21 protein-coding genes and 1 pseudogene are annotated in these 19,443 nt (G+C 66.8%); 9 read left to right on the top strand and 13 right to left on the bottom strand.

The genetic code is table 11. The annotated features are described in order from the left end of the window. Positions 1-107: 107 nt before the first annotated feature. From BN1132_RS10985 to sgrR, 3 genes are read right to left on the bottom strand one after another with little or no spacing between them, the layout of a single operon-like run. A complete protein-coding gene (locus BN1132_RS10985; protein ID WP_042077548.1) occupies positions 108-806 on the bottom strand; it encodes a hypothetical protein in 699 nt (232 codons plus the stop codon). Positions 807-836: 30 nt separating this feature from the next. Then, on the bottom strand, positions 837-1,232 hold the full coding sequence (locus tag BN1132_RS10980; protein ID WP_042077546.1) for an acyl-CoA thioesterase: 396 nt from the start codon (positions 1,230-1,232) through the stop codon (positions 837-839). Positions 1,233-1,282: 50 nt separating this feature from the next. Further along, positions 1,283-3,022 carry an HTH-type transcriptional regulator SgrR gene (gene sgrR, locus BN1132_RS10975; RefSeq protein ID WP_042077543.1) on the bottom strand — a complete coding sequence of 580 codons (1,740 nt, stop codon included), beginning with the start codon at positions 3,020-3,022 and terminating at the stop codon, positions 1,283-1,285. 100 nt (positions 3,023-3,122) lie between these two features. On the opposite strand from sgrR, the gene BN1132_RS19600 reads away from it, so the two are divergent. The 3 genes from BN1132_RS19600 (at position 3,123) to BN1132_RS10965 (ending at position 5,442) form a co-directional block, all read left to right on the top strand. Then, positions 3,123-3,299, top strand: a complete 177-nt coding sequence (locus BN1132_RS19600; RefSeq protein WP_084202829.1) for a hypothetical protein — start codon at positions 3,123-3,125, stop codon at positions 3,297-3,299. A 138-nt stretch (positions 3,300-3,437) separates the two neighbouring features. Beyond that, positions 3,438-4,706, top strand: coding sequence for an O-acetylhomoserine aminocarboxypropyltransferase/cysteine synthase family protein (locus tag BN1132_RS10970; protein WP_042077540.1), 1,269 nt, complete (start codon positions 3,438-3,440; stop codon positions 4,704-4,706). Between the two features lie 106 nt (positions 4,707-4,812). After that, the gene (locus tag BN1132_RS10965; RefSeq protein WP_042077537.1) at positions 4,813-5,442 is read left to right on the top strand and encodes a glutathione S-transferase family protein; all 630 of its coding nucleotides are present in this window, start codon (positions 4,813-4,815) and stop codon (positions 5,440-5,442) included. 130 nt (positions 5,443-5,572) lie between these two features. Here BN1132_RS10965 and BN1132_RS10960 read toward each other — a convergent pair whose 3' ends face one another. Beyond that, positions 5,573-6,748 carry an iron-containing alcohol dehydrogenase gene (locus BN1132_RS10960; protein WP_084202828.1) on the bottom strand — a complete coding sequence of 392 codons (1,176 nt, stop codon included), beginning with the start codon at positions 6,746-6,748 and terminating at the stop codon, positions 5,573-5,575. A gap of 191 nt (positions 6,749-6,939) precedes the next feature. Between BN1132_RS10960 and BN1132_RS10955 the strand changes: the two genes are divergently transcribed. Continuing rightward, positions 6,940-7,524: a hypothetical protein gene (locus BN1132_RS10955; RefSeq protein ID WP_042077533.1), complete on the top strand. Its 585-nt coding sequence runs from the start codon at positions 6,940-6,942 to the stop codon at positions 7,522-7,524. 102 nt (positions 7,525-7,626) lie between these two features. On the opposite strand, the gene BN1132_RS10950 is transcribed toward BN1132_RS10955, so the two are convergent. From BN1132_RS10950 to BN1132_RS10935, 4 genes are all read right to left on the bottom strand, one after another. Further along, a complete protein-coding gene (locus BN1132_RS10950; protein ID WP_042077531.1) occupies positions 7,627-8,055 on the bottom strand; it encodes a hypothetical protein in 429 nt (142 codons plus the stop codon). A gap of 194 nt (positions 8,056-8,249) precedes the next feature. Next, positions 8,250-8,996, bottom strand: coding sequence for an SDR family oxidoreductase (locus BN1132_RS10945; protein ID WP_042077528.1), 747 nt, complete (start codon positions 8,994-8,996; stop codon positions 8,250-8,252). Positions 8,997-9,038: 42 nt separating this feature from the next. Further along, positions 9,039-9,275 carry a DUF3624 domain-containing protein gene (locus tag BN1132_RS10940; RefSeq protein WP_042077525.1) on the bottom strand — a complete coding sequence of 79 codons (237 nt, stop codon included), beginning with the start codon at positions 9,273-9,275 and terminating at the stop codon, positions 9,039-9,041. Next, a complete protein-coding gene (locus BN1132_RS10935; RefSeq protein WP_042077522.1) occupies positions 9,272-9,745 on the bottom strand; it encodes a GNAT family N-acetyltransferase in 474 nt (157 codons plus the stop codon). Before BN1132_RS10935 ends, BN1132_RS10940 begins: the two co-directional genes overlap by 4 nt. A 186-nt stretch (positions 9,746-9,931) precedes the next feature. Here BN1132_RS10935 and BN1132_RS10930 point away from each other — a divergent pair, with 186 nt between their 5' ends. Continuing rightward, entirely contained in the window at positions 9,932-11,371 is a 1,440-nt protein-coding gene (locus BN1132_RS10930; RefSeq protein ID WP_042077520.1) for a RimK family protein, read from the top strand. Between the two features lie 57 nt (positions 11,372-11,428). Here the strand turns inward: BN1132_RS10930 and BN1132_RS10925 are convergent, their stop codons facing one another. The 3 genes from BN1132_RS10925 to BN1132_RS10915 form a co-directional block, all read right to left on the bottom strand. Beyond that, positions 11,429-13,045, bottom strand: a complete 1,617-nt coding sequence (locus tag BN1132_RS10925) for an alpha-amylase family protein (RefSeq protein WP_042077518.1) — start codon at positions 13,043-13,045, stop codon at positions 11,429-11,431. Positions 13,046-13,169: 124 nt separating this feature from the next. Continuing rightward, entirely contained in the window at positions 13,170-13,442 is a 273-nt protein-coding gene (locus BN1132_RS10920) for a DUF2442 domain-containing protein (protein ID WP_042077515.1), read from the bottom strand. A gap of 197 nt (positions 13,443-13,639) precedes the next feature. Then, on the bottom strand, positions 13,640-14,110 hold the full coding sequence (locus BN1132_RS10915; protein ID WP_042077514.1) for an Lrp/AsnC family transcriptional regulator: 471 nt from the start codon (positions 14,108-14,110) through the stop codon (positions 13,640-13,642). A 155-nt stretch (positions 14,111-14,265) separates the two neighbouring features. On the opposite strand from BN1132_RS10915, the gene BN1132_RS10910 reads away from it, so the two are divergent. Further along, positions 14,266-14,784, top strand: coding sequence for a phosphatase domain-containing protein (locus tag BN1132_RS10910; protein WP_042077513.1), 519 nt, complete (start codon positions 14,266-14,268; stop codon positions 14,782-14,784). A 4-nt stretch (positions 14,785-14,788) separates the two neighbouring features. Here the strand turns inward: BN1132_RS10910 and metA are convergent, their stop codons facing one another. Further along, on the bottom strand, positions 14,789-15,739 hold the full coding sequence (gene metA / locus BN1132_RS10905) for a homoserine O-acetyltransferase MetA (protein WP_042077510.1): 951 nt from the start codon (positions 15,737-15,739) through the stop codon (positions 14,789-14,791). 144 nt (positions 15,740-15,883) lie between these two features. On the opposite strand from metA, the gene BN1132_RS10900 reads away from it, so the two are divergent. Both BN1132_RS10900 and BN1132_RS10895 read left to right on the top strand, forming a co-directional pair. Beyond that, positions 15,884-17,122: an HD-GYP domain-containing protein gene (locus BN1132_RS10900; protein ID WP_042077694.1), complete on the top strand. Its 1,239-nt coding sequence runs from the start codon at positions 15,884-15,886 to the stop codon at positions 17,120-17,122. Between the two features lie 28 nt (positions 17,123-17,150). Further along, positions 17,151-18,314 carry a competence/damage-inducible protein A gene (locus BN1132_RS10895; protein ID WP_042077508.1) on the top strand — a complete coding sequence of 388 codons (1,164 nt, stop codon included), beginning with the start codon at positions 17,151-17,153 and terminating at the stop codon, positions 18,312-18,314. Positions 18,315-18,323: 9 nt separating this feature from the next. Here the strand turns inward: BN1132_RS10895 and BN1132_RS10890 are convergent, their stop codons facing one another. Next, entirely contained in the window at positions 18,324-18,839 is a 516-nt protein-coding gene (locus BN1132_RS10890; protein WP_042077693.1) for a metal-dependent hydrolase, read from the bottom strand. A 393-nt stretch (positions 18,840-19,232) separates the two neighbouring features. Between BN1132_RS10890 and BN1132_RS19975 the strand changes: the two are divergent. Then, positions 19,233-19,443, top strand: a pseudogene (locus tag BN1132_RS19975) (DUF342 domain-containing protein); the annotation flags it as partial.

Below are 19,443 nucleotides of genomic sequence, written 5' to 3'. Positions count from 1 at the left end.
TGATCGGGCTGCTCATATCGGCGCGTCGATGTGAAGATCCACGCCGACCCGCCGCCGGAATAAACCAGGGGCCCATATCTGGGCCCCTTTCGTTGATGTGGCCGCGCTTACAGCGGCTTGTTGGCGCCCGGCAGCGGCTGCCAGGTGAGGCGGGTCACACGGGTGCCCTGCACCTCGCAGGTGAGGCAGAGATCCTGCCACCCCTTCTCCCGGCGCAGGGAGACCTCCCCCTCGATACCCTCGGCACTCGTCTTGAGCCTGGTCTGCTCGAAGGTCACCTTGTCTCCCCCGGCGAGCGCCATCAGCTTGCCGTTGCAGAGCCAGTGGGCGAGCTCGGCCCCCTTCAGCTTGACGCCCTTGGCGGCCTGCTCCTCGGCAGGGCTAGGCGCAAACAGCCTGCCCAGCTCGGCCGCCCGCCTGGTAAGCCAGGCCTCCCGCTGCTGCATGCTCATCTTGCTGACGAACTCCGCCGGCTGGCCCTTGTCGTCGAGCCACTGGGTCAGGGTGCCCTTGTCATCGAAGGCGAACTGGGCGGCGGGCTCCTTGACCCCGAACAGCTTGCCCCCCTTGAAGTAGTAGCGGCTCTCCCCCTCCTGCTTGCCCTGCTCGTTCAGAATGGGAACGGCGATGATGACGGGCTTGCCGTCGACCCAGGCCTTGATGTCGACGCCGTCGTGGCTGAACAGCCGGGTGTCGAGGGCGCCCTCGGCCCCCTTCTCCATCAGGGTGAACTGTTCGGCCAGGGTGGCGGCCAGGGAAGGCAGGGAGCAGAGTCCCAGCGTCAGAGCGATCAGGGTGTTGCGCATAGTTGTCCTGTGATGGGCCAGAAGGCCGGATTAACTCTCTACCAGCCAGGCCCGCAGCCCCTCCCGGTGAGCCTCGCTCAGGGGGATGGACTGGCGGGTCCGGTAGTCAAAATGGATCAGGGTCGTCTCGGCGGTCACCGCCAGCTCGCCGCCCTGCCAGGCCTCCTGCCAGAGCGTGAAGGAGCTGGTGCCGATGCGGCGTACCCCGGTTTTGATCGACACCTGCTGGCCATAGAACAGCTCCCGTTTGAACTGCACCGTATAGCCCGCGATGATCAGATGCCAGTCGTGCACGTCCAGCTCGGGGGAGAAGAGGCGAAACAGCGGGTCGCGGGCCGATTCAAACCAGACCGCCGGCACCGTGTTGTTGATGTGGCCGAGGGCGTCCGTCTCTTGAAAACGGGGTTGGATCTGCATTTCCAGCATGGATGTCGACTCCTTGTCGTGGGACCGCGCACAGGCTAGCGCGCCCATCCTCAGGACTCAAGCATCCCGCGCTTCGGCTGAGAGCCCTCTCCGGTTTCCGGCGCCGCCATTCCCTGCTCGGGCCTTAGCCAGGCGCTGCGAAAATCGAACCAACCCAGGGCCGTCATCCGCACGCCGTGCACGCCGACCCGGCTCTCCAGCTCCAGCCAGTGGTGGAACAGGGGCACGAACCAGCCCTGGCGTTGCACCTCGGCCAGCAGGGCGCGCGGGCCGGGCTCGACGCCGCTGGCACGCCACTGCGTCAATCCCTGCCACAGGGCCTGTCGTCCCCCCCATACCCGACGCAGCAAGGGGGTGCCCTGGAGCCAGGCGTAGGGGGCGAAGGCGTGCTCGTGCTCCAGGTTGAGGGTGCCGAGCCAGAGATCCACGTCCTCGTCCGCCCCGCTCACCCAGCGGCCGTAATCCAGGGTGCGCACCTCGAGCGCGATGCCCTGTTCTGCCAGCAGGCCGGCCATGGCGCCGGCGCACTCCTCAAACTCCAGGTGCTGGTTGAAGCAGGCCAGCACCAGCCGCTCCGGCAAACGGGTCGGCGTGGGCTCGGGGGCGGACTGGGTCTCGCGCCAATGGGGCAGCAGGCCCAGCGCGCTGGTCCAGCCCCGCTGCAGCTCGGGGGCGACCCGCGCCATCAGGGCGATGGGGTTGAGCAGCCGGCTCAGCCACTGGCGCAGGGCAGGATCCTGCAGCAGGGGGGATCTGTCGTCCTGAAGCAGGAAGTAGCAACCCGATTCGAGCTCGGACTCACCGCGCATGGTGCCGAGTTCCGGGCTGTCGCTCCCGAGCCGCAGGTGGCTCTCCAGCCGATCCGCCAGCTCCGGCAGCATCCAGATGTCGATCTCGTCGAGCAGGGCCCGCAGGCCGAAGTAGTCGTCGAATGCCTCTAGGCACAGGTGCAGGGGATCGTTGGTGGTCACCCGATAGGGGCCTGTCCCCACCGGCTGCAGGGCAAAGCCCGGCTCCCCCTTGAGCTCGCGGGGCAGGATGGCGGCCACCGGCTCTGCCAGCAGGTGCGGCAGCAGGGGATCCGGGCTGTCGAGGTGCAGATCCAGGGTGCGCGGCCAGGGGCTCTCCAGCCGTGCGAGATGGGCAAACAGGGGGCGATCCCGCAAGGCCAGCAGGCTCTCCATCACGTCCTCCACCGCCAGCACGCGTCCGTGGTGGAAGCGCACCGCCGGCCTCAGGTAGAAGCGCCAGTGACAGGGGCCCAGGCACTCCCAGTGGTGGGCGAGATCCCCCTCGATTTCCCCATTTTCCTCATTTCGCCGGGTCAGGCCGTTGAAGATCTGGCGGCTCAGGTGCACCTCGGAGCGGCGCAGGGGGTCGGTGGGCAGCAGGCGCGGCAGCGGCCGGTAGTAAGGCACCCGCAGGATCTGGCGCCCCTCCCGGGTGGCCTGACCGAGCTGCTCGATGAGCAGCGGGGTGAGCAGATCCAGCCGATCTTCCGCCAGCCGCACCGCCTGGGCGAGTTGGCCCTGGCTCAGCAGCTCCCGCAGCCGGCGGCGGGTCAGGCTCTCCTGGTTGTCCAGCAGGGTGAGGCGGGAGCGCCGCCCCCGTCCTGCCTCGGCCGACCAGTCGAGCCAGCCATGCTCCTGCATCCGGCGCAGCAGCAGGCGGGCGTTGCGCGGGGTGCAGCAGAGCAGCTCCGCCACCTCGGCGAGGCTTGTCTCCCGTTCGTCGCCGCCAAGCTGCTGGGCGAGCCGTTGAAACTGCTGATAGAGGCGGCTGCTGGGCATAAAAGAGGAAATCCTTGTGAGAAAAGTCATCAGTTTTTACTTCCTCATTTTAGCTCAATACTGCTGGCGAACGTGAACACCACAGCACAGGAGCACCATCATGAGCCAAGCCGCCACCCCCAAGCCGAACCGGATCCAGCAGACCCTGCGCCGCTACTTCCTGCGGATCCTGCCCCGTCCCCTGACCCTGATCGAGGATCCCATGAGCCAGCTCAACCGCCTGATGCAGTGGGACATGCACCAGATAGACGACAGGGAGTATCGCCGCCGCCTCTGACCCCGCCCCGGACAGGCCCCATGGCCACCGCAGCGTGCCGGCATTGCTTTACCGGATTGGGTGGTTTACATCGGCGCCGGGCCTGCTAGATTGGACGTCTATCCATCCATGATGGCGACATCCAACAAGGAGTGTGTGATGAAAGATGCGACCCTGGCCCTGCACCACGGCTTTTCCCACGATCCCGCCACCAGGGCGGTGGCCGTACCCATCTACCAGACGGTGGCCTACGAGTTCGAGAGCGCCCAGCACGGGGCGGATCTGTTCAATCTGGCGGTGCCGGGCAACATCTACACCCGCATCATGAACCCCACCAACGACGTGCTGGAACAGCGGATGGCCGCCCTGGAAGGGGGGATCGCCGGCCTGGTGGTCTCGGCGGGTTCCGCCGCCATCACCTACGCCATCCAGGCGCTGACCGCCGCCGGCGACAATATCGTCTCCACGCCCCAGCTCTACGGCGGCACCTACACCCTGTTTGCCCACATGCTGCCGAGCTTCGGGGTCGAGGTGCGCTTCGCCAGGGATGACAGCGCCGAGGCCATCGCCGCCCTCATCGACGACAGGACCAAGGCGGTCTACTGCGAGAGCATCGGCAACCCGGCCGGCAACATCGTCGATCTGGCGGCCTTCGCCAAGGTAGCCCATGCCCGTGGCGTGCCGCTGATTGTCGACAACACGGTCGCCACCCCTGTGCTGTGCAAGCCCATCGAGCACGGCGCCGATATCGTGGTGCACAGCCTGACCAAGTACGTGGGTGGCCACGGCAACTCGCTGGGAGGTGTCATCGTCGACTCGGGCAAGTTCCCCTGGGCGGACCATGCCGAGCGCTTCCCCCAGCTCACCCAGCCCGAGCCCTCCTACCACGGGGTGGTCTATACGGAGGCCTTTGGGCCGGCGGCCTTCATCGGCCGGGTACGCACGGTGCCCCTGCGCAACACGGGCGCGGCCCTGGCCCCCATGAACGCCTTCCTGCTGCTGCAGGGGCTGGAGACGCTCAGCCTGCGCATGGAGCGCCACGTGGACAACGCCCTGCGGGTGGCCCACCACCTCAAGCACCACCCCAAGGTGGCCTGGGTCAGCTACGCCGGCCTGCCGGGCCACCCCCACTACCCGCTGGCGGAGAAGTACATGGCCGGCCGCCCCTCTGCCATCCTCTCCTTCGGTCTGAAGGAGGGCTACGAGGCGGGGGTGCGCTTCTATGATGCGCTCAAGATCTTCAAGCGGCTGGTCAACATCGGGGATGCCAAGTCCCTGGCCTGCCACCCCGCCTCCACCACCCATCGCCAGCTGAGCGAAGAGGAGCAGGCCAAGGCAGGGGTCAAGCCGGAGATGATCCGCTTGTCGGTGGGGATCGAGGCCATCGAGGACATACTGGCGGACCTGGATCAGGCGCTGGAGGCCTGAGCCAGCAGCAGAGCGGGGGCAGCCCCGCTCTTTTCTTCTGTGAGCCAGTGAACCAGTTTCAGTACCGGCGCGTATCATGCCCTTCCGTCACCCCGTTGAGGTTCCCATGATAGTCCTGCACCACCTGAACAAATCCCGCTCCCAGCGCATCATCTGGCTGCTCGAAGAGCTGGGCCAGCCCTACCGGGTCCAGGCCTACCAGCGCGATGCCGCCACCTTCCTGGCGCCCCCCGAGCTCAAGGCCATCCACCCCCTCGGCAAGTCGCCTGTCATCGAGTTTGACGGGCGCGTGCTGACGGAATCCGGCGCCATCACCGAGTACCTGATCGCCCGCCACGCCCCCGAGCGGCTGGCGCCGGCCCCCGACAGCCCGGAGTACGCCGAGTACCTGCAGTGGCTCCACTTCGCCGAGAGCTCCGGCATACTGCCGCTGCTGCTCGACATCTTCGTGCGCAAGGATGGCAGCCCGATGCGCTTCCTGCCGGGCTACGCCAGGGCGGAGTGCGCCAAGGTGCTGGGCTACCTCGATGAGGTGTTGGCCAGCCGCCGCTACCTGGTGGCCGATCGCCTCACCGGCGCCGACATACTGAACTCCTTCCTGGTGGATCTGCTGGCCCAGAGCGGCCAGCTGGCGCACTTCCCCCACTTGCAGGTCTACTGGCAGCGGCTCAACACCCACCCGGCCCGCCAGAAGGCGGCGGCGCTGGAGCGCGAGCTGGACCAGAGCGCCGAATAAGCGGCTGTGCGACAGGCAACACCATGCAAAACGCCCCGATGATCGGGGCGTTTTTTCGTTGATCAGCCAGTGATCAGAGGGTGTGGAAGAGGATCCACGCCACTATGGTTGCCAGGCGCTGGCCCCTGACTTAAAGCGCGTGGGAAAGGATCCTGGCTACCTTGTCGGGGTCGATGTCCTGCTGCTCCCCGAGCGCCGTCAGGCCGAAGCGCTTGAGGTTGGAGCAGATCCCCGGGATGCAGCGCGCATCCAGGCCGTAGTCGGTGAGGCGGGTGCCCACCCCCATCTGCTGGAAGAACTGCTCGGTGCGGATGATCGCCTCCTCGATGCGCAGCGCCTTGTCCTCGCGGCCGGAGTGCCACACCCGCTCGGCGAACTGGGCCAGCTTCTCCTGCTTCTGGGCCGATTGCTCGCGCAGCAGGGAGGGCAGCACCACCGCCAGACTTTGGGCATGATCCAGCCCGTGCAGGGCGGTAAGCTGGTGACCGATGGCGTGGGTGGACCAGTCCTGGGGCACGCCGCGACCGATGAGGCCGTTGAGCGCCAGGCTGGCCGCCCACATCAGGTTGGCGCGCACCTGGTAGTTGGCGGGCTCCGCCAGCGCGCGCGGGCCGTTGTCCACCAGCACCTGCAGCAGGCCTTCCGCCAGCCGGTCCTGCACCTCGCCCCCCACCGGGAAGGTGAGATACTGCTCGATGATGTGAACGAAGGCATCCACCACGCCGTTGCCCACCTGGCGCGGCGGCAGGCTGTAGGTGGTAGTGGGATCCAGCACCGCAAACACCGGCTGCACCAGCGGGTTCATGAAGGAGAGCTTGGCCTCCCCCCGGCTCACCACCGCGGCCGGGTTGCTCTCCGAACCGGTAGCCGGCAGGGTCAGCACGCAGCCGAGCGGCAACGCCGCCTCGACGGGGGCCTTGTGCAGCAGGATCTCCCAGGGGTCCGCCCCTTCGAAGCAGGCCGCGGCGGCCACGAACTTGCTGCCATCCACCACGGAGCCGCCACCCACCGCCAGCAGGAAGTCGATGCGCTCGCGCTTGACCAGGGCCACCGCCTCCATCAGCTGATCGTACTGGGGGTTGGCGCCGATGCCGGGAAACTCCTGCCACTCCCGTCCCGCCAGCGCCTGGGTCAGCTGCTCATAGACCCCGTTCCGCTTGATGCTGCCACCGCCGTAGAGCACCAGCAGGCGGCTGCCGGCCGGGATCAGCTCCGGTAACCTGGCGATCTGGCCCTCGCCGAAACAGACGCGGGTGGGGTTGGCATATTGGAAGTTGTACACGGCAGAGCCCTCGGTTGAATGCATGCAGGGGGATTGTGCGCCCGCCGTGCCACCAGGTCAAAACGAGAGCGCGCCGTCAAAACGGCGATGACCTGCATCCGGCATGATGGTACTCAGGTGCGACTTTGCTATGTTGGTAGCGGGGAGCGGCGTGTCGCCCTTCCCGCCGTCATGACCCCTCTCGGGGTCCCGTTCCCAGCCACAGGGTCTCAATCATGAAACTGAAGCACGCATGGATTGCCGGAGCGCTCGCCCTCTGCACTCATCCCCTGATACAGGCCGCCCAGGTGACCACCAATGTGGCGGTCACCCCGGGCCAGGCCAGCCTGGCAGAAGAGCTGACCGCCGAAGCCACGGTGACCGCCATCGACCTGGCCAGCCGCAAGGTCGGCCTCAAGAACGCCGAAGGCAAGGCGTTCGATCTGGTCGCCGGGGAAGAGGTGGCCAACCTCCAGAACCTCAAGGTGGGGGACGTGGTGGCCTTGCGATACCTGCAACTGCTGGATCTGACGCTGCTCAAGGGCACCGCCGGGGTGAGAAAGCGGGTGGTGGAAGTGGAAGGGGGCAAGGCCGCCCCGGGAGAACAGCCTGCGGCGGGCGCCGGCATGCAGGTGACCATCTATGCGGACGTCATCGACGTCGACAAGGCGCAGCAGACCATCAGGGTCAAGGGGGTGGACAAGACCCTCAGCATCCAGGTGAAGGATCCGGCCCAGTTCGCCCTGATCGCCAAGGGGGATCAGATCAAGGCGGTGCAGACCACGGCCATCGCCATCGGGATAGTGCCGAAACAGCCCTGATCCCCCCTGGGCAGGGAGGGCCGCGACCCTCCCTGCTTTATCCGGCCCGGTGCCCCCGGGAGCTCGACGCCTTGTCCCCTGGCGCCAGCCTTGCCAATCCCGTCACGCCTGAACGGGCGACGACTTGCCGGTGAGGCGATCCATGGCCGCCTTGAGCATGGCATCGCGCTGCTCGGTGAGCCCTTGGGTCTGGCTCTCCCGTTCCTCGTCCGAGAGCGTCTTGTCGTCGGCCAGGCGCTTGATTTGGCTCTCGAGATCGTCAAATTTCTTGCGATCGAAGCCCAGGGCCTTGTCCACCATCTGCTGCACCCGCGCATCCTTGACGCCGCCGGTCAGGGCCGCACTCTTGCCATTCCTGGCCAGATGCTCGTAGGTGAGGGCCTGCTGCGCCTTGCCGGTCAGCGCCTGGCTGGAGAGACTGACCTGCTGAGACCAGCCGCTCTGCTTGTCGTCGCTATCGCCAAGGGTGGCCAGGGCACGGCTCTGGGACGCACTCTGGGCGAGCTGCTGACCATAGGGTTTGATATCCATGAAGACTCCACGCTGACTGCCGGTCGCACCGGACTTTGGGGCCCCTCGCCCCGCCATGGCCAGGGTGCAGCAAATTGCGGGCCAACTTGAGTACCGCGCGCCAGACAACCCAGGGCGACGGCACCCGGCAGCGGCGCCATAAAAAGAGGCGCCGAAGGGCGCCTCTCTTGGGTTGGTGAATCACCAGACCGGCCTCAGCGGCGGCTGATATGCAGCGGGCCGAAGGTCTGGGCCACCGGCATGATCTCGATGCTGTTGATGTTGACGTGGGCGGGCTGCTCGCTGATCCAGCGCACGGTATTGGCGATATCCTCCGGCTGGATGGCCTGCACCCCCTGGTAGACGGTGGCCGCCTTGGCATCGTCCCCGTGGAAGCGCACGTTGGAGAACTCGGTGCCGCCGCACAGGCCGGGCTCCACGTTGGTGACACGCACCGCAGTGCCCGCCAGATCGGCACGCAGGTTGAGGCTGAACTGCTTCACAAAGGCCTTGGTCGCGCCGTAGACGTTGCCGCCCGGATAGGGATAGGTCCCTGCGATGGAGCCGATGTTGATGACGTGGCCGCGGTTGCGCGCCACCATGCCCGGCAGCAGCAAGCGGGTGATCAGGGTGAGGCCGCTGATGTTGGTGGCGATCATCTGCTCCCAGTCTTCCAGATCCGCCTTGTGGGCAGGCTCCAGCCCCAGGGCCAGACCGGCGTTGTTGACCAGCAGGTCCACCTGTTGCCATTCGGTCGGCAGCGCCTCGATGGCGGCGCGGGTGGCGGCCTTGTCCTGCACGTCGAACACCAGGGGCAGGAACTGCTCGCCCAGCTCCTCGGCCAGGGCGGCCAGCCGTTCGGCGCGGCGACCCGTGCCGATCACCCGATGGCCTGCGCTCACCAGCAGGCGGCTGATGGCCTCACCAAAGCCGGACGAGGCGCCCGTTACCATTGCAATCATGTGAACCTCCATTGTTATTTGTCTTCTTGAAAAATCAGCATCTTATCTGTCTCGCTGCGCCAGCTTGCGCCATGCAAAGGCCGCCAGGTGCAGCAGGAAGAGACCCGAGCCCCCGAGCGCAAACAGCAGGCCGGTCAGGGCGTTGACCGAGGTGTCGGCCCCGCACCACCACCAGACCAGCCAACCGACGACCCCGATGAGAAGGGTCTGGGCGGCGCAGATCGGGCAGCGCCCCAGCCTGGCCCTGATGGCCGTGGCCAGGCAGTCATCGCAGCTCATGATGGGTCCTGCCTCTCGTCACCCAGCACCAGCACCAGGCGGTGGGCATGCTGGCCGGGCCCGTAGTAGTCGGGCAGCCGTACCCTTGGGCGAAATCCCAGCCCCTGATAGAGGGTTCTGGCCTCGGGGTTGGCGTCGGCGACTTCGAGCCGGATGGCCCCCCAGCCGGCCTCGCGGCCTTCCCGGATCACCTGCTCCAGCAGGCGGCGTGCCCAGCCCTGGCGGCGCACCGTCCAGCGGATGGCGAGGGTCTGGATGATGAGGCGATCCCAGCCTTTGTGCTCCAGCACGCTCAAATAGCCCATCACCTGCGCCTTCTCGTCTTGCAGCAGCAGGGTGCGCCCCTTGGCCTGATTGAGCAGATAGTGCCAGCGGCTGCGGCCGAAGGCGACCTCGGGGGGAAAGCAGTAGCGTTCCAGCTTCACGATGGCGCCCAGATCGTCGGTTCGGGCGACGCGCACGGTCAACACGGGGAGTCCTTGTTCGGTTATTTATCCTCAGCACCAGAAATGCGACTTGTATCACAAGTTACCAAGGCAGAATATTAGGCACTGTAACCTCTTGTTTCCCCTCGCGCCATTGTCGTGCTTGTCGGTGCATCGAAGCCCACTGGGGATCCTGCCGTTTCTGGCAGCCCTTTCTGTGGAGCCGAAAATATGAGTACCTATGTCATCGTCGAGGAGGCGGGCGACTGGCCCTGCCATGCCGACTATCTGCTGACCGCCCGCACCTACCTGCAACACGGCCTGCCCACCACAGGGGGACGTCCGCGCATCATCAACCTCTGCCGCTCGCTGGAACACCTGGGGGCCGGCTACTACTGCTCCCTGCTGGCCCAGGCCCGCGGCCACCACTGCCTGCCGGGATTGCAGGCCATCAGCCGGCTGCAACCCCAGCAGCCCCCCGCCAAGCTGTGGCGCAAGCTGCAGGGCTGGCTGGCCCAGCAGACCGAGGACAGGATCCGGGTGCGCGCCATCTTCGGCCAGTGCGAGCAGAGCGAGCTGGCGGGGCTGGCCCGCTACTACTACGGCCTGAGCCAGCTGCCGCTGCAGGAGCTGACCCTCAAGCGCGGCCGCCACGGCTGGTCGGTGCGCCAGCAGGAGAGCCTGTCACCGTTGGCGCTGAGCCCGAGCGAGAAGGCGCTGATGCTGCAGCACGCCCAGGCCCTGGCCGGTGCGGGGGACGAGGAACAGGCGGCGCCGCGCTACCAGCTCGCCATCCTGGTGGATCAGGGGGATGGTCGCGCCAGCAGCGATGCCCTGGCGCTGGAGCGCTTCATCGAGGCCGCCGCCGCCCAGGGGATCCGGGCCGAGATCCTGGCCCCCTCGGCCATCGAGCGACTGCCGGAGTTCGACACCCTCTGGCTGCGCGCCGAGACCGCGGTGGGCCACTACACCTTCGAATTCGCCCGCCGTGCCGAGCAGCTCAAGATGCCGGTGATCGACAGCTCCCGCGCCATCCTCGCCTGCAGCAACAAGCTCTACCTCTACGAGCTGATGGTGCGCAGCGGTGTCCCCATGCCCCCCACCATGGTGGTGACCCGGCGCGGCCGCCAGCACGTGGACGAGCTGGTGCAGCGCCTCGGCCTGCCGCTGATGGTGAAGATCCCCGACGGCGCCCAGGGGCGGGATCTCGCCATGGCCAGCGACGAGCAGCAGCTCGCCCGTCTGCTGGACGAGGGGCTGGCCCGCTCCGCCCTGCTGCTGGTGCAGAGCCGGATCCCCGCCGAGTTCGACTGGCGCATCGGCTTTCTCGACGGCTCGCCACTGTTCGCCTGCCGCCGCTACCGGCCCGAGCCCGGCAACCGCATCCGCCGCCGCATGCACCCCCTCGACATGAGCCGGATCGAGGCGCTGCCGCTCACTGAGGTGCCGGAGCGGGTGCTGCAGACCGCCCGCCGCGCCGTCCACCAGCTCGGCAACGGCCTGTTCGGAGTGGATCTGCGCCAGCAGGGCCAGGGCTGCGTGCTGCTGGAGATCATCGACAACCCCTGGATCCGGGGCGACATCGAAGACAGGGAGGCCAAGGACCTCTACGAGCGCCTCGCCCGGGCCTTCCGCCTGCGGCTGGAGAACCGGGGGCAGGGCGCCTCCTGACCCGCCAGAAACAAGAAGGGCCCCGTAGCGGGGCCCTCTTCATTGCCGGGACAGGCGTCATTGCAGCAACAGGAAGCGGCCGGTCAGGGGCGGCAAGTCCACCGTCAGGCTGCTGCTCCCCAGGGTCAGGCGCTCGCCGCTCTGCAGATCCACCAGGGCGCTGCCGCTACGCAGCCTGGCCAGGGGCAGGCTGTAGCTCTGGGGCGTGCTGGAGACGTTGAGCAGGTAGACGATCTGCTCGCTCGCCGTCTGCTTGAGATCGCCGTAGACGCTGCCGTCCGCCACCAGCTTGACCCGCTCCCCCTGATAGAGGGCGGGATGCTTGGCGCGCAGGGCCAGCAGCTCGCTCAGCCACTGCTTGAGCTCGGCCTGCTCGCCGCTCGGCACGAAACCGGTGACACCGGGCACCTTGCCGTCGCTGCGGGCCACGTGATCGTCGCACAATCCCTGGGCCGCACAGTCACCGCTCACCTGGGCAGCAAAGCCCGGCACCTCGTCGCCAAACTCCTCGCCGTAGTAGAGGGTGATGGGGCCGGAGCGGGCCGCCAGGAAGCTGAAGGCCGCCTTGTGGCGCTGCCAGTAGTCCGCCTGGTTGAAGTTGCCACGCTCCAGCAGATCGCCGAAGCGCACCAGATCGTGGTTGCCCAGCATCAGGTTCGGCATGGCGTGGTTCGGGTAGTTCTCCACCCTGTTCCAGCTGGCATCGAGCACGCTGGCCCCCTGCCCGCCCTTGCCGGACTCCTCCACCGCCAGCGCCTGCACCAGGCCGTAGCGCAGCGGGAAGTCGAACGCCGAGGAGAGCGCCGGGTTGTCGCTCGAGCCATAGGCCTCGTTGCGGATGTCGTCGGCCCCCTTCCACACCTCCCCCACCATGTAACCGAGCGTGCCCCACTGCAGGCCGGCGGCCTTGCGTGCCGCGCTGGCCTGTTCCACCTCGGTGCGAATGGCGCGCCAGTCGTCGAGGCCGAGCTGATAGGCCTGATCGAGGCGCCAGCCGTCGATGCCGTACTGCTCGATCCAGTAGCGGGCCACCTCCTTGAAGTAGGCCAGGCTCTCGGGCTGGCTGTAGTCCACCAGCTGGCCCGGGTAGCCGGCGCCGCCGCTCTTGAGGGCGGGCAGGCGCCCCTCCGGCGAGGGCTTGCTCACCCCTACCTTGTTGACGTGGCCAAACACCCCGTCGAGGAAGACATGGAGCCCGCGCTGGTGCGCCGCGTCCACCAGGGTCTTGAGCTGGGCGTTGCTGCCGAAGTTGGGATCCACGTTGAAGAAGTCGCAGGCGAAGTAGCCGGTCGCGTCCAGCCGGTCGTCCCCGGCCTGGCCGGCGCAGGAGTCGAACACCGGGGTGAGCCAGATGGCGTTGACGTTGAGGCTCTTGATGTGGTCCAGGCTGTCGATGATCCCCTGCAGATCGCCGTTGTGCCGGGAGGGGCCGTAGCCGACGCCGTAGTTGGCGCTGCCGTCGCCATCGACGAAGGACTCCACCATCACCTGGTAGGTTCTCAGGTTGCAGGCCGGCTGATCATCCCCGTAACAGGCGCGGGCAGCAGCCGGGGGGTCAGGATTGACCACCGGCGGCTCGGTCTCGGTGCTGGAGCCACCGCCCCCGCTGCCGCAAGCCGTCAGTAACAGGGCGGCCCCGATCAGGCCGCCACGACGCAACGTTCCTTGTTTCATTGTTATCTTCCCGCTGTGGTGGTGTCGGCGCAAAAGGCGCCGCCTTTGAGGCCATGATAACGGCCGGAGCAGAGCGGGTCTGTGACTGAAAACGTTACCTGCTCAACGAGTTAGCAGGCCACGCTCAATGCGCATTGCGATCGTGGAAGGCGTCGCGCTCGTCGATGGGCAGGATCAGGTGGTAGACCTCCTGGGCCGACAGGGTGCAACCTGCGGGCCACTCCAGCTGGTGGCGGCGATTGATGAAGACCCGGGCGAAACGTCGCTCGGTGTCGATGGCGGCAAACAGGGGCTGGTGGCGCCAGGGGGTCAGATCCAGTACGCCCGTGACGCCGTCGGAGAGCACCACGAACAGGCACCATCCCCGCAGATATTCCACATCGATAAAGACCGGCATCCCTTCGGCTCCGATTGAGAAATTCGGCGCCATTATAGGCAAGCAACCCTCCCCGCTTTGCCGGGAGGATCACAGTTTTTTCAGCCGTTTATCTCGTAGTGGCCCGGGCTGGCCCCGGATCCGCTCGTTCCGGCTGCCGCCGGAGGCAGGTCAGGCCACCTCGCGCACCTTCACCCCTCGCCATGGACGAAGGAGACTCAGGCATGGGGGAAACAGGGCAGGGAGCGGCTGAACCTGTGCTCGAACACCAGGGAGGTCTCGAGGTGCACCACCTCTTCGCGGGAGGTGAAGTGGTCGAACACGAAGTTGCGCAGGTGCTCGGTGTCGGAGACGCACAGGTGCACCAGGAAGTCATCCTTGCCACCCATGTGGAACAGGCTGATCACCTCGGGCAGCGCCAGGATGGCGTCGCGAAACGCATCGATGATCTGGCGGCTGTGGCGCGCCAGCTGCAACGAGACCATGGCCTGGATGTGGCCGCCCAGGGCCTGGTAGTCCACCTCGCAGTGTGCCCCCTTGAGCACCCCGTCCTGCTGCAGCTTGCGCACCCGCTCCAGGCAGGTGGACGGTGCCACCCCGACCAGGGCCGCCAAGTCCTTGTTGGTCATGCCCGCATCGCGAAACAGATGGGCCAGGATGTCCAAGTCCAGTTGATCCAGGTTTCTCATCTCTACTCCTTCCATCGCTCGATTTTTTTAGACTCTGCCCGTAAACCGGGACGAACACAACGCGGATTGACATCGCCCCCGGCGCCCCTATGCTGTGCCGCACCCCAGCGGGAGGCCAAGCCATCCCGCCTATCCCAGCCACCACGAGGACCCCCATGCTCAGTGCCCACCCCTTCTGGAGCCTGGAGGTGTTGCGCCTCGACGGCCAGTTGTTGCTCACCCCCTGCCCCGGCAGCCAGCAGGTCCCCATGGAACAGGCTCTGGCCCAGTTGCAGCTAGCCGGTGCCGGCGGAGTGCTCACCCTGATGACGCAGGCCGAGCTGGCCGACCTCGGCATGGGAACACTCGGCTCACTGGTGGAGGCCAGAGGCATGGGCTGGTTCCACCTGCCCGTCGCGGACGACCAGGCCCCTGACGACGCCTTCGAGCGGGCCTGGCCCAGGGTGTTGCCCGAGCTGCTCACCCTGCTGCGGGAGGGGCGCCACCTGGCCATTCACTGCCACGGGGGGAGCGGTCGCACCGGGCTGGCGGCGGCCCTGCTGCTGATGAGCCAGGGCCAGCCCCAGCAGGAGGCCATGGCCTGCATCCGGGCCAGGCGGCCCCGCGCCTTCACCCTGGCCAGCCACCGCCACTGGCTCGACACCCGGGGACGGCGGCTGGCCGGGGCCGACTGAGGCGTTACTGCCCCTTGGGCTGCTGGTAGGTGAACACCTTGCCGATGTCTTCCACCCTGTAGCTGGTCAACTGATAGACGTAGTAGTTGAGCCAGTTGGAAAACAGCAGGTGACCGTGGCTGCGCCAGGTGGCGCGCGGGGTCTGATCCGGATCGTTGTCCGGGTAGTAGTTGACCGGCACCACAGGGGAGAGGCCGGCCGCCAGATCCCGCCGGTACTCGCCGTCCAGGGTCAGGGCATCGTATTCCGGGTGACCGGTGACGAACACCTGGCGGCAATCCTTGGTCGCCGCCAGATAGACCCCCGCCTCTTCGGACTCGGCGAAGATCTGCAGATCGGTGTGGGCACGGATGAGATCCCCGTCGAACGCCGCGTAGCGGGAGTGGGGGGCGACGAACTCGTCGTCGAAGCCGCGCAGCAGCGGCTCGTGCTCGTCGAGACGGTGGTGACGATAGACCCCGGAGAGCTTCTCGCCGTGTGTCTGCTTCTCCATGCCATAGAGCGCCTTGAGCGCCGCCTGCACCGCCCAGCACAGGAACAGGGTGGAGGTCACGTGCTGATGGGACCACTCGATGATCTCGACGATGCGGGGCCAGTAAATCACCTCCTCGAACTCCACCAGCCCGAGCGGCGCCCCCGTGATGATCATGCCGTCGTAGTTGTTGCCGCGCACCTGCTCGAAGTCGTGATAGAAGTTCTCCAGGTGCGCCTGGGGCGTGTTTTTCGACTCCCGATCGTCGATGCGCAGCAGATCCACGTCCACCTGCAACGGCGAGTTGGAGAGCATTCGCATCAGCTGGATCTCGGTCTCGATCTTCTTGGGCATCAGGTTGAGGATGAGCACCCGCAGCGGGCGGATGTTCTGGGTGACGGCCCGGGATTCCGTCATCACGAAGATGTTCTCCTGCCCCAGCACTTCGGCGGCGGGCAACTGGTCCGGGATCTTGATCGGCATGCTGACTCCCTGTACTGCATCGGTAAATATGTCTGGACATCTAGAAGCCTATAATAAAGCGCTCATCCTGTCATCAGATACCTTTTGTATTCACTCCGGCCTTTGACTAGCATACGGCTCAGTGTGTCTCTCGTGCCCAACCCCATGACAGGAATCAAGATCTCGGTCGACCGGCTGCAAGTCGGCAATTACGTCTCCCTGCCGCTGGGGTGGCGTGAACACCCCTTCCTGTTCTCCAGCTTCAAGCTCAAAAGCGAGGAGGAGATAGAGCTGATCCGTCGGCTCGGCCTCAAGCTGGTCACCATCATCCCCGACAAGAGCGACACGCCCCCCAAGCCCCTCGGCCAGGACACATCCCACGAGGAGGACGGCGAGGCGCTCGTCGCCCGCCAGCAGGTGATGGAGCAGGAGAAGACCCGGCGCATCGAGCAGTTGCAGCGCTATCGCCGCGACCTGCAGCAGTGCGAGAAACAGTTCCGCCAGTCCCTGGCCCAGGTGCGCAACCTGATGGGCAAGATCCAGTCCCGCCCCCTCAACGCCATCTCCGAGGCCCAGGAGCTGATCAACGCCATGACGGAGCAGCTGCTGTCGGTGGACGAGATGGTGCTGCACCTGGTGTCGGACAGCGCGGACGGCAACAGCCTCCAGTTCCACTCCCTCAACGTCAGCGTGCTCAGCATGCTGCTGGCCAGGGAGTGCAAGCTGCCGGCCGAGGCGATCCGCCAGGTCGGCATGGGGGCCCTGTTCCACGACATCGGCAAGCTCAAGCTGCCGAGCCAGCTGCTGCGCAAGACGGAGCCGCTCACCAAGCCTGAGCTGAACCTGATGGCCCAGCACCCGCGCTACGGGCTGGAGCTGCTGAGCCTGGCCAAGGATTTTCCGGATCCGGCCAAGCTCATCGTGCAGCACCACCACGAATACCTGGATGGCAGCGGGCCCCAGGGGCTCAGGGGCACCCAGCTCGATCCCCTCACCCAGATCGTCTCCCTCATCAACGAGTACGACAACCTCTGCCACCTGCAGGCCAAGGTGCCCTATTCGGCCCTCGGCAGCCTCTACAAGCAGCGCAAGGCCCAGTTCAACGCCGATCACCTCGGCATGCTGATCCGCCTGATGGGGGTCTACCCCCCGGGCAGCGTGGTGCAGCTCTCCAACGGCCAGGTGGGCCTGGTGATGTCGGTCAACGCCTCCCGCCTGCTCTATCCCGCGGTGCTGGTGTATGATCCCCGCATCCCGCGCCAGGAGGCGGCCATCATCGACCTCGACGAGGCAGGGCTGACCATCGCCAAGGTGATCCACCCCAAACGCCTGCCCCCCGCGGTGTTCGAGTACCTCAACCCGCGCACCCGGATCAGCTACTACTTCGAACACGGCAAGCCCTGATCGGGCGCAGCCCACCCAAGGAGTCCCCATGCGCATCGAGATCATCAGCACAGGCGACGAGATAGTGACCGGCCTGGTGGTGGACACCAACGCCGCCTGGCTCAGCGCCCTGCTGCTGGAGCAGGGCTGGCAGGTGCGCCGCCGCGCCACCGTGGGGGACAACCTCGCCGACCTGAAGGCCGTGCTGCGCGAGAGCAGCGAACGCGCCGAGGTAGTGCTGGTGTGCGGCGGCCTCGGCCCCACCGCCGACGACCTCACCGCCCAGGCGGCAGCCGAGGCGTTCGACCAACCCCTGACCCTGTTCCCCGACTGGCTCGCCACCATGGCCGAGCGCTACGCCAGCCGTGGCCGCACCATGGCCGCCAGCAACGCCAAGCAGGCCTGGCTGCCACAGGGTTGCGAGATCCTCGACAACCCGGTGGGCACCGCCTGCGGCTTTGTGGTCAGCCACCCGGCCAGCCAGGGCCAGAGCCGACTCTTCTTCACCCCGGGCGTGCCGTTCGAGTTCAAGCAGATGGTGCGCGAGCAGATCATGCCCCGCCTCAAGGCGCTGGCGGGGGAAGCGACGGATACCGAGCTGCGCCGCTTCTACACCTTCGGCATCTCGGAATCCGCCCTCTCGGACCGGCTGGATGCGGCCCCCTGGCCCTCCGGCATAGAGCTGGGCTACCGCTCGTCCATGCCGCTCATCGAGTTGAAGCTCATCGGCCACGGGGCCAGTGCCGCCGACATGGATGCCGCCGAGGCGCGCCTGCTGGGGGAGATTGCGCCCTGGCTGGTGGGACGGGGCAACGAGGAGCCGGCCAGCCAGATCCTGGCCCTGCTGGGCGCGCGGCCGCTGCACCTGCGAGAAGGGGAGAGCCGGGGCGCCCTGCTGGCCATGTGCCATTTCCACCCCGGGCTGGAGGCGCACTTCAGCCACAGCCTCCCCGCCGACCTGATGCAGCTGGCGGTGCCCGCCGCGCCCCTGAGCCTCACCATAGGCCGTGCCGGGCCGGACGGCGTGCCCCTGCTGCTGTGCGTCGACGGGCGGCAGTTTGGCCAGACCCTCAAGGTCAGCCACCCGGATCCCGAGAGCGGGCGCCGGATCCTCGCCTTCGCCGCCCTCGACATGCTGCGCCGCCACCTGCAGGGGCTGCCGGTGCTCGCCGACTACCTCACCCTGACGAGAACGGCCAGGCGCCAAGGCTGAACCTTCGCACTAGAAGGCGGCAAACCCCAGATCCCCGTGGACCCAGTACCCGGCGAGCGCCAGGGTCAGCAGGCAGAAGGCCCTCTCGTAACCCCCGCCGCTCCTGAGGGGCAGGCCGGGCAGGCGAAAACGCCGACGCCAGGGCCAGAACAGGGGAATCCCCATGGGGGTGAGCCAGTCCCCCAGCAGATGGCTGAGATAGCCCACGATGAGGGCATCCTTCACCGCCCCCGACAGCAGCCAGGGGGCCTCCACCTGTGCCAGCCCCCAGACCCCCATCCCCACCGCCAGCAGGCTGTGGGTGAAGCCGCGATGGCCGAACAGGCGGGAGAGGGGCCCCGAGAGCCAGGGCAGCTGTCGCCCGAGCAGGGAGTGGGGATGGTCCAGATCCGGCAGCAGGGCGCTGGCCAGGGCCATGGGGACCAGGTGCCAGAGGCTGGCATCGGCCAGGGCCGGGGTGAGCTCGGCCTTGTGGGCAAGCAGGACGCAGGTGACGGAAAACAGCAGGTGGCCTTGGGCGGTCATGGGGCTCGTTCGGTTGGACAAAAAAAGGGGCTGGTCGGTGGCGACCAGGGCCATCTCCCTGGGGCGGCGGCAGATTAAAATCTCTCTCTTCCTGCCTGGCAAGGTGAATCGTATTGCCACTCTCAACTTGATTGACACTCTGGATAGCGAAAGCATAAAAATTCAGCATGTTGCGCTAAAAAGCCGCAATGCGGCACATGGCATGTGCCGACTCCGCCCCTCTCCCGTCAGCCGATATTTCCTCAACCCGGTTCACCCATTTGCATTCAGATCGTTGACCCGGAAGGAAAAATACCCGAATACTGCGACCTGGGCCGCCCCGGCGGCATCGGTTTTCGGCAAGGACCTGCCCCGTTCGGGCAAGCCGGACAGGCGCAACGAGGGAGGCACCCGGTGTTAAGCAAAGCGTGGTTTCAGCTGTCGGCCGACATGAGCTATGTCTGCCTGCGCATCGCCCCTGGCCTCACCGAGCCCGTCCGGGAGGACGATGTCCTGGCCCTGCTGCGCCTCTCCAACTGCCGGCGCTATCAACCCCTCGACGAGGGGATCCGCGAGGCCGTCACCCTGCTCAACACCCTGACGTCAACGCCGGATGCCCCAGCCC

Source organism: Aeromonas sanarellii (genome assembly GCF_000820085.1).
In the GTDB taxonomy this organism is placed as follows: domain Bacteria; phylum Pseudomonadota; class Gammaproteobacteria; order Enterobacterales; family Aeromonadaceae; genus Aeromonas; species Aeromonas sanarellii.
Note: the sequence above shows the minus strand (reverse complement) of the source record. Positions and strands in the feature narration are given on the sequence as shown.

Excerpts from the sequence above, each read along its gene's own strand:
- metA (WP_042077510.1), bottom strand. The coding sequence starts at position 15,739 with ATGCCGATCAAGATCCCGGACCAGTTGCCCGCCGCCGAAGTGCTGGGG.
- BN1132_RS10930 (WP_042077520.1), top strand. The coding sequence starts at position 9,932 with ATGAGTACCTATGTCATCGTCGAGGAGGCGGGCGACTGGCCCTGCCAT.
- BN1132_RS19600 (WP_084202829.1), top strand. The coding sequence starts at position 3,123 with ATGAGCCAAGCCGCCACCCCCAAGCCGAACCGGATCCAGCAGACCCTG.
- BN1132_RS10980 (WP_042077546.1), bottom strand. The coding sequence starts at position 1,232 with ATGCTGGAAATGCAGATCCAACCCCGTTTTCAAGAGACGGACGCCCTC.
- BN1132_RS10985 (WP_042077548.1), bottom strand. The coding sequence starts at position 806 with ATGCGCAACACCCTGATCGCTCTGACGCTGGGACTCTGCTCCCTGCCT.
- sgrR (WP_042077543.1), bottom strand. The coding sequence starts at position 3,022 with ATGCCCAGCAGCCGCCTCTATCAGCAGTTTCAACGGCTCGCCCAGCAG.
- BN1132_RS10970 (WP_042077540.1), top strand. The coding sequence starts at position 3,438 with ATGAAAGATGCGACCCTGGCCCTGCACCACGGCTTTTCCCACGATCCC.
- BN1132_RS10940 (WP_042077525.1), bottom strand. The coding sequence starts at position 9,275 with ATGAGCTGCGATGACTGCCTGGCCACGGCCATCAGGGCCAGGCTGGGG.
- BN1132_RS10890 (WP_042077693.1), bottom strand. The coding sequence starts at position 18,839 with ATGACCGCCCAAGGCCACCTGCTGTTTTCCGTCACCTGCGTCCTGCTT.
- BN1132_RS10955 (WP_042077533.1), top strand. The coding sequence starts at position 6,940 with ATGAAACTGAAGCACGCATGGATTGCCGGAGCGCTCGCCCTCTGCACT.
- BN1132_RS10945 (WP_042077528.1), bottom strand. The coding sequence starts at position 8,996 with ATGATTGCAATGGTAACGGGCGCCTCGTCCGGCTTTGGTGAGGCCATC.
- BN1132_RS10965 (WP_042077537.1), top strand. The coding sequence starts at position 4,813 with ATGATAGTCCTGCACCACCTGAACAAATCCCGCTCCCAGCGCATCATC.
- BN1132_RS10950 (WP_042077531.1), bottom strand. The coding sequence starts at position 8,055 with ATGGATATCAAACCCTATGGTCAGCAGCTCGCCCAGAGTGCGTCCCAG.
- BN1132_RS10915 (WP_042077514.1), bottom strand. The coding sequence starts at position 14,110 with ATGAGAAACCTGGATCAACTGGACTTGGACATCCTGGCCCATCTGTTT.
- BN1132_RS10895 (WP_042077508.1), top strand. The coding sequence starts at position 17,151 with ATGCGCATCGAGATCATCAGCACAGGCGACGAGATAGTGACCGGCCTG.
- BN1132_RS10910 (WP_042077513.1), top strand. The coding sequence starts at position 14,266 with ATGCTCAGTGCCCACCCCTTCTGGAGCCTGGAGGTGTTGCGCCTCGAC.
- BN1132_RS10900 (WP_042077694.1), top strand. The coding sequence starts at position 15,884 with ATGACAGGAATCAAGATCTCGGTCGACCGGCTGCAAGTCGGCAATTAC.
- BN1132_RS10925 (WP_042077518.1), bottom strand. The coding sequence starts at position 13,045 with ATGAAACAAGGAACGTTGCGTCGTGGCGGCCTGATCGGGGCCGCCCTG.
- BN1132_RS10960 (WP_084202828.1), bottom strand. The coding sequence starts at position 6,748 with ATGCATTCAACCGAGGGCTCTGCCGTGTACAACTTCCAATATGCCAAC.
- BN1132_RS10920 (WP_042077515.1), bottom strand. The coding sequence starts at position 13,442 with ATGCCGGTCTTTATCGATGTGGAATATCTGCGGGGATGGTGCCTGTTC.